The sequence below is a fragment of the Dietzia sp. SLG310A2-38A2 genome, assembly GCF_014145095.1.
Lineage (GTDB): Bacteria > Actinomycetota > Actinomycetes > Mycobacteriales > Mycobacteriaceae > Dietzia.
The window spans coordinates 1-5735 of the sequence record NZ_JAALDX010000106.1 but is presented as its reverse complement, the minus strand read 5'-3'; the positions used below and the strand labels follow the sequence as shown (position 1 = coordinate 5735).

The window sequence follows — 5735 nt, the reverse complement described above, 5'->3', positions numbered from 1 at the left end:
TCGGTGAGCCCGAAGTCGTCGGCGATCGACCTCAACAGCCCCATCGCCGCGAACTCCGTGACGCCGATGCCGAACCCGCCCAGCGCCAGGGCGAGGATCGCGACCGCCACGCGACGGGGGGTGGGCGCGGTGCCGGTGGCGGGGCTCGTGGTCACCGGAGCAGGCTACGCCCACCCCTGCGCGGGCCCGCCTCTCCAGACCCGATCAGGGGGCGGTGCGCATGAGACGCCGACCGCCGTAGACCACCAGGAACGCGGTGACGTACATGACGATGCTGTAGACGGCGGCGGCCAGCCCCACCTCCTCGTCGCCGATCACGGTGAAGGCGATGAGCAGGGTCAGGGTGGTGTTCTTGATGCCGAACTCGACCGCGATCGCGATCTGTTCGGCGCGGCGCAGACGGCACACCCAGGCGAGCAGTCCGCCCACCACGATCAGAGCCAGGTTCAGGACGACGACCGCGGGCCCCACGGCCACGATGAGGTCCACGATCCGGTCCCTCTCGCCGAGCACGATGCCCACGATGAGCAGCACCAGGACGACGAGTCCGACGATGCCCACGAAGCGCTCGATGCGGGCGGCCAGTGCGGGCCTCCTCGCGCGGAGGATCATGCCGAGAAGGACCGGGATGAGGATGACACCCAGCAGGAGCCCGAAGGTCTGACCGAGCGGGACGGTCACCTCGGCGTCGTCGGCCCCCGGGATGATCCGCGCGCCGATACCGAACCACATCGGCAGCGTGAGGATCACGGCCACGGAGGTCAGAGCGGTGAGGATGACCGACAGCGCGACGTTGCCTCGCGCCAGATAGGTGATGAGGTTCGACGTCGCCCCTCCGGGCGTGGCCGCCACCAGGACCACACCGAGGGCCAACATCGGGGGGAGCCCGAACGCCAGGGCCACGGCCACGCCCGTCAGCGGCACCAGGACCAGCTGGCCGAACAGTCCGACGATCGTGGCCCACGGCGACCTGGCCTGGACCGCGAAGTCCTCCCTGGTCAGGCTGAGCCCGATGCCGACCATGATGATCGCCAGCGCGACGGGCAGGCCTATGTCGATCAGGGGACTCTGGTCCACGTGTGGCTCCTCGGGTGCTCGCGCGACGACGGGTGGCGGCCCTCATGTGAGATGGACCACTGTCCGACACCGTAGCCGCTCAGGCGCGAGCCCTCTTGAGGTTCTGGTCCAGGGCGGCGAGGAAATCCTCGGTGGTGAGATGGTCCTGGCCCTCGCCGACCAGGAGGGCGAGATCCTTGGTCATCTGGCCGCCCTCGACGGTCGAGATCACGACGTCCTCGAGTTGGTGCGCGAACTCGATGACCTCGGGGGTGTTGTCGAGCGTGCCCCGGTGCTCGAGTCCGCGGGTCCAGGCGAAGATCGACGCGATCGGGTTGGTGGAGGTGGGCTCGCCCTGCTGGTGACGACGGAAGTGGCGGGTGACGGTTCCGTGCGCGGCCTCGGCCTCGCAGGTCTTCCCGTCCGGGGTGAGCAGTACCGAGGTCATGAGGCCGAGCGAGCCGAAGCCCTGGGCCACCGTGTCGGACTGCACGTCGCCGTCGTAGTTCTTACAGGCCCAGACGTACCCGCCCTCCCACTTGAGCGCGGAGGCGACCATGTCGTCGATGAGTCGGTGCTCGTAGGTCAGGTCGGCGGCGTCGAACTCCGCCTTGAACTCGCGGTCGAAGACGTCCTGGAAGATGTCCTTGAACGCGCCGTCGTAGGCCTTGAGGATCGTGTTCTTGGTGGACAGGTACACCGGGTAGTCGTGCTGCAGACCGTAGTTGAACGAGGCGCGTGCGAAGTCCTCGATCGACTTGGTGAAGTTGTACATACCCATGACCACGCCACCGTCGTCCGGCATCTCGACGATCTCGTGCTCGATCGGCTCGGAACCATCCGCCGGCGTGTAGGTGATGGTGACCGTGCCCGCGCCGGGCACCCTGAAGTCTGTGGCGCGGTACTGGTCGCCGAAGGCGTGCCTGCCGACGATGATCGGCTTGGTCCATCCCGGCACCAGGCGAGGGACGTTGGAGATGATGATCGGGGCGCGGAAGATCGTCCCGCCGAGAATGTTGCGGATCGTGCCGTTCGGCGAGCGGTACATCCGCTTCAGCCCGAACTCCTCCATCCTGGCCTCGTCCGGGGTGATGGTGGCGCACTTGACCCCCACCCCGTGCTTCTTGATGGCGTTGGCGGCGTCCACGGTGATCTGGTCGTCCGTGGCATCACGGCTGGAGATCCCGAGGTCGTAGTACTCGAGGTCCACGTCCAGGTAGGGGTGGATGAGCTCGTCCTTGATGAACTTCCAGATGATGCGGGTCATCTCGTCGCCGTCGAGTTCGACGACGGTCCCCTCCACCTTGATCTTGGACATCAGACCCTCCCTCCCCGCTCGCCCTTCTGGGGCCTGCGTTGTCGTCGATAGTGTGACGTACGCCTCATCTTACGGATCCGCCTAGTCCGCGAGAGGACGCTCCGCACCGTTACCCCTCGTTGCCGCCGCCGAGCGGCTTAGGCTAACCTCTCCCCAGGTCATGAGTTCCAGCGACAAGCCCCGGCTCGCTGGACGGCAACCCTCCACCGCGGTGGGGTGCCCCGGGAGACGACCTGGCCACCACCCACCCGGGTGACAGGCAAGCGCGGGTCCGCTGTCGTCAAGCGGCCGGACCCTTCTGACGAGAGGAGGGGCTCCGCCCCTATGACGTACGACAACAGCAATCCCGACTGGGCCTTCGAGACCCGCCAGATCCACGCCGGTCAGCCCGTCGACTCCGACACCGGGGCGCGCAACCTGCCGATCTACCAGACCACCTCGTACGTCTTCGCGGACGCCAAGCAGGCCGCGGACCGGTTCGCGCTCGCCGAGATGGGCCCGATCTACACCCGCATCACCAACCCCACGGTCGCCGCCGCGGAGGATCGCATCGCGTCGCTCGAGGGCGGCGTCGCCGGTCTGCTCTTCGCCTCCGGCCAGGCCGCCGAGACCGCCGCGATCCAGGCGATCGCCCAGTCCGGTGGCCACGTGGTGGCCTCACCCCGCCTCTACGGCGGTACCGACACCCTGCTCCGGCACACACTGCCCAAGTACGGCATCGAGACCACGTTCGTGGAGAACCCGGACGACCCCGCCTCCTGGCAGGCGGCGGTACGGCCGGACACCAAGCTGTTCTACGGCGAGTCGATCTCGAATCCGCTGAACGACATCCTCGACATCCCGGCGATCGCCGAGGTCGCGCACCGCAACCAGGTTCCGCTCGTCATCGACAACACGGTGGCCACCCCGTACCTCATCCGCCCGCTGGAGCTGGGGGCGGACGTCGTCGTCTCCTCGGCCACCAAGTACCTCGGCGGCCACGGCGCCTCCCTCGGTGGCGTCCTGGTCGACGGCGGGAAGTTCGACTGGCGCGTGCAGCGCGACGGAAAGGACGTGTTCCCGTCCTTCACCACCCCGGATCCCGCGTACCACGGTCTGGTCTACGCCGATCTCGGCGCGCCCGCCCTCGCGCTCAAGGCCCGGGTGACGCTCCTCCGCGACACCGGTGCCGCGGCCTCCCCGTTCAACGCCTGGACCCTGGTCCAGGGCATCGACACCCTGAGCCTGCGGATCGAGCGCCACGTGTCCAACGCGCAGCGGGTGGCCGAGTGGCTCGAGGCGCGCGAGGACGTGGCGGGCGTCCAGTACGCCGGGTTGGCCTCCTCGCCGTACAACGCGCTGCAGAAGACGCTGTCCCCCAAGGGTGCGGGCGCGATCGTCACGTTCGACCTCGCGGTGCCGCAGGGCGCGTCCGAGGAGGACATCAAGGCGCGGGCGTGGACGTTCATCGACGCGCTCAAGCTGCACTCGTGCCTGGTCAACATCGGCGACGTCCGGTCGTTGGTGTGCCACCCCGCCACCACCACCCATTCCCAGGGCACCCCCGAGGCCAACGCGATCGCCGGGGTCACCACTGCGACCGTCCGTCTGTCTGTGGGCATCGAGGCCGTCGACGACATCATCGGTGACCTCGAGCTCGGTTTCGCCGCGCTCTCCTGACGTCCGCCCGCATGGTCCGCCCCACCGATCCACTCGCGCTGTTGCCCCCGGGCGACGGCACCCTCGGCCGCGTCGCCATCGGCGACCTCACGCTGGTCACGGGTGTCGTCCTCCCGGGGGTGAACCTCGCGGTGCAGCGGTGGGGCCGGATCTCGGAGGACCGGTCCAACATCGTCCTGGTCGAACACGCGCTGACCGGGGACTCCCACGTGGTCGGCTCCGTGGACTCGCTCCACCCGACGCCCGGATGGTGGAACGGACTCGTCGGGCCCGGGCTGCCACTGGACACCGACCGCTACTGCGTGCTGTCCGTCAACGTGCTCGGTGGGTGCCGGGGGTCGACGGGCCCCAGTTCGCTGCACCCCGACGGCCACTACTGGGGCGCCCGCTTCCCCGCCGTGTCCGTCCGCGACATGGTCGAGGCCGAGCGGGTCCTGGCCGACCTGCTGGGGATCGAGCACTGGGCCGCGGTGATCGGCGGCTCCATGGGCGGGGCCAGGACGCTCGAGTGGATGGTCACCCACCCGGACCGCGTCCGGGCGGGGTGTGTCCTGGCGGTCGGGGCACGCGCCTCCGCGGACCAGATCGGCGTGCAGACCGCGCAGATCATGGCCGTGACCTCCGACCCCCACTGGCAGCAGGGCGGCTACCACGGCACCGGCCGCACCCCCGTCGCCGGTCTCGGCATCGCGCGGCGCATCGCGCACCTGTCCTACCGGGGTGAGCTGGAACTGGACGAGCGGTTCGCCAACCGTCCGCAACCCGGTGAGGACCCCCGGGGCGAGGACCTGTCCATGTCGGGGCGGTTCGCCGTGCAGTCCTACCTCGACCACCAGGCCGGCAAGCTCGTCTCCCGCTTCGACGCCTGCACCTATGTCCTGCTCACCGACGCGCTCAACCGCCACGACGTGGGCCTGGACCGCGGTGGGGTCGAGCAGGCCCTGCGCTCCTGCCCCGTCCCCTGCGTGATCGGCGGGGTCACCACCGACCGCCTCTACCCACTGCGCCAACAGGAGGAGCTCGCCGCGCTGTTGCCCGGCGCCGATCCACTGGTGGTGATCGACAGCCCGGCCGGTCACGACGGTTTCCTCACCGAGTCCGACGTGGTGGGCCCCATGCTCGCCAGGACGCTGGAACTCGCCGCGCAGGGCTCCCCCGACCGAACCCGAGGACATGCATGACCGAGCACGATCACAGCCCCCGGCCCGCCGCCCTCGGCCTGACGGGACTGTCGGTTGGGCTCGGCATCATCGGGGTGGCCATCGGCTTCGCCACGCTGCTGGGGCTCACCGCCACGGCCAGCGGGGGCGGCGACACCACCGAGTACGGGCCGATGGCGGTGACCGCCGCGTCGTCGCTGGTCCTGGGGGTGCTGCTGATCGTCGGCGCGGTGCTGCTCTGGCGCGCCCACCGTGCGGCGCGCGTCGTGATCGGGGTGGCGGTGGCGCTGTTGGTCGTGAGCTCACTCGCACGGATGGTGGTGGACAGTGTCACGTTCATCTCGGTGTTGGGTAGCGTGCTCTCCCTGTGCGCACTGGTGGCGATGGGTGCGCTGCTCGCGTCAGATGGCGTCCGCGACCACGTGCGCGAGGGCGTCCCCCTGCGACTGAACTAGTCCGGGACTGAACCGGTCCGGCGTGTGGCGGGCCCTCTCAGCCCGTCCCGAGTGAGTCGATCGATGTCGCGAGCCACAGGACGACCG

The 5735-nt window shown here is 69.4% G+C and carries 5 protein-coding genes, 1 pseudogene and 1 riboswitch; of the genes and pseudogenes, 3 read left to right on the top strand and 3 right to left on the bottom strand.

Annotated features, from left to right (window positions below; translation table 11 throughout):
- The 3 genes and pseudogenes from G6027_RS19440 to G6027_RS04115 all read right to left on the bottom strand — a co-directional run.
- A pseudogene (locus G6027_RS19440) lies at positions 1 to 155 on the bottom strand (MFS transporter); the annotation flags it as partial.
- 49 nt (positions 156 to 204) lie between these two features.
- On the bottom strand, positions 205 to 1077 hold the full coding sequence (locus G6027_RS04120; protein ID WP_182635647.1) for a bile acid:sodium symporter: 873 nt from the start codon (positions 1075 to 1077) through the stop codon (positions 205 to 207).
- A gap of 79 nt (positions 1078 to 1156) precedes the next feature.
- Positions 1157 to 2374 (bottom strand): NADP-dependent isocitrate dehydrogenase, encoded by a 1218-nt coding sequence (locus G6027_RS04115; protein WP_182635645.1) that lies wholly within the window; start codon positions 2372 to 2374, stop codon positions 1157 to 1159.
- Positions 2375 to 2530: 156 nt separating this feature from the next.
- A riboswitch (SAM riboswitch) is annotated at positions 2531 to 2646 on the top strand.
- A 52-nt stretch (positions 2647 to 2698) separates the two neighbouring features.
- Here G6027_RS04115 and G6027_RS04110 point away from each other — a divergent pair.
- From G6027_RS04110 to G6027_RS04100, 3 genes are read left to right on the top strand one after another with little or no spacing between them, the layout of a single operon-like run.
- Positions 2699 to 4033: a PLP-dependent transferase gene (locus tag G6027_RS04110; RefSeq protein ID WP_182635643.1), complete on the top strand. Its 1335-nt coding sequence runs from the start codon at positions 2699 to 2701 to the stop codon at positions 4031 to 4033.
- Between the two features lie 11 nt (positions 4034 to 4044).
- Positions 4045 to 5214 carry a homoserine O-acetyltransferase gene (locus G6027_RS04105; RefSeq protein ID WP_182635641.1) on the top strand — a complete coding sequence of 390 codons (1170 nt, stop codon included), beginning with the start codon at positions 4045 to 4047 and terminating at the stop codon, positions 5212 to 5214.
- A complete protein-coding gene (locus G6027_RS04100) occupies positions 5211 to 5648 on the top strand; it encodes a hypothetical protein (RefSeq protein ID WP_182635639.1) in 438 nt (145 codons plus the stop codon). Before G6027_RS04105 ends, G6027_RS04100 begins: the two co-directional genes overlap by 4 nt.
- Positions 5649 to 5735 lie beyond the last annotated feature (87 nt).

Bases quoted from the DNA above. Each gene is read 5' to 3' on its own strand.
- G6027_RS04105 (WP_182635641.1), top strand. From the start codon at position 4,045: ATGGTCCGCCCCACCGATCCACTCGCGCTGTTGCCCCCGGGCGACGGC.
- G6027_RS04110 (WP_182635643.1), top strand. From the start codon at position 2,699: ATGACGTACGACAACAGCAATCCCGACTGGGCCTTCGAGACCCGCCAG.
- G6027_RS04100 (WP_182635639.1), top strand. From the start codon at position 5,211: ATGACCGAGCACGATCACAGCCCCCGGCCCGCCGCCCTCGGCCTGACG.
- G6027_RS04115 (WP_182635645.1), bottom strand. From the start codon at position 2,374: ATGTCCAAGATCAAGGTGGAGGGGACCGTCGTCGAACTCGACGGCGAC.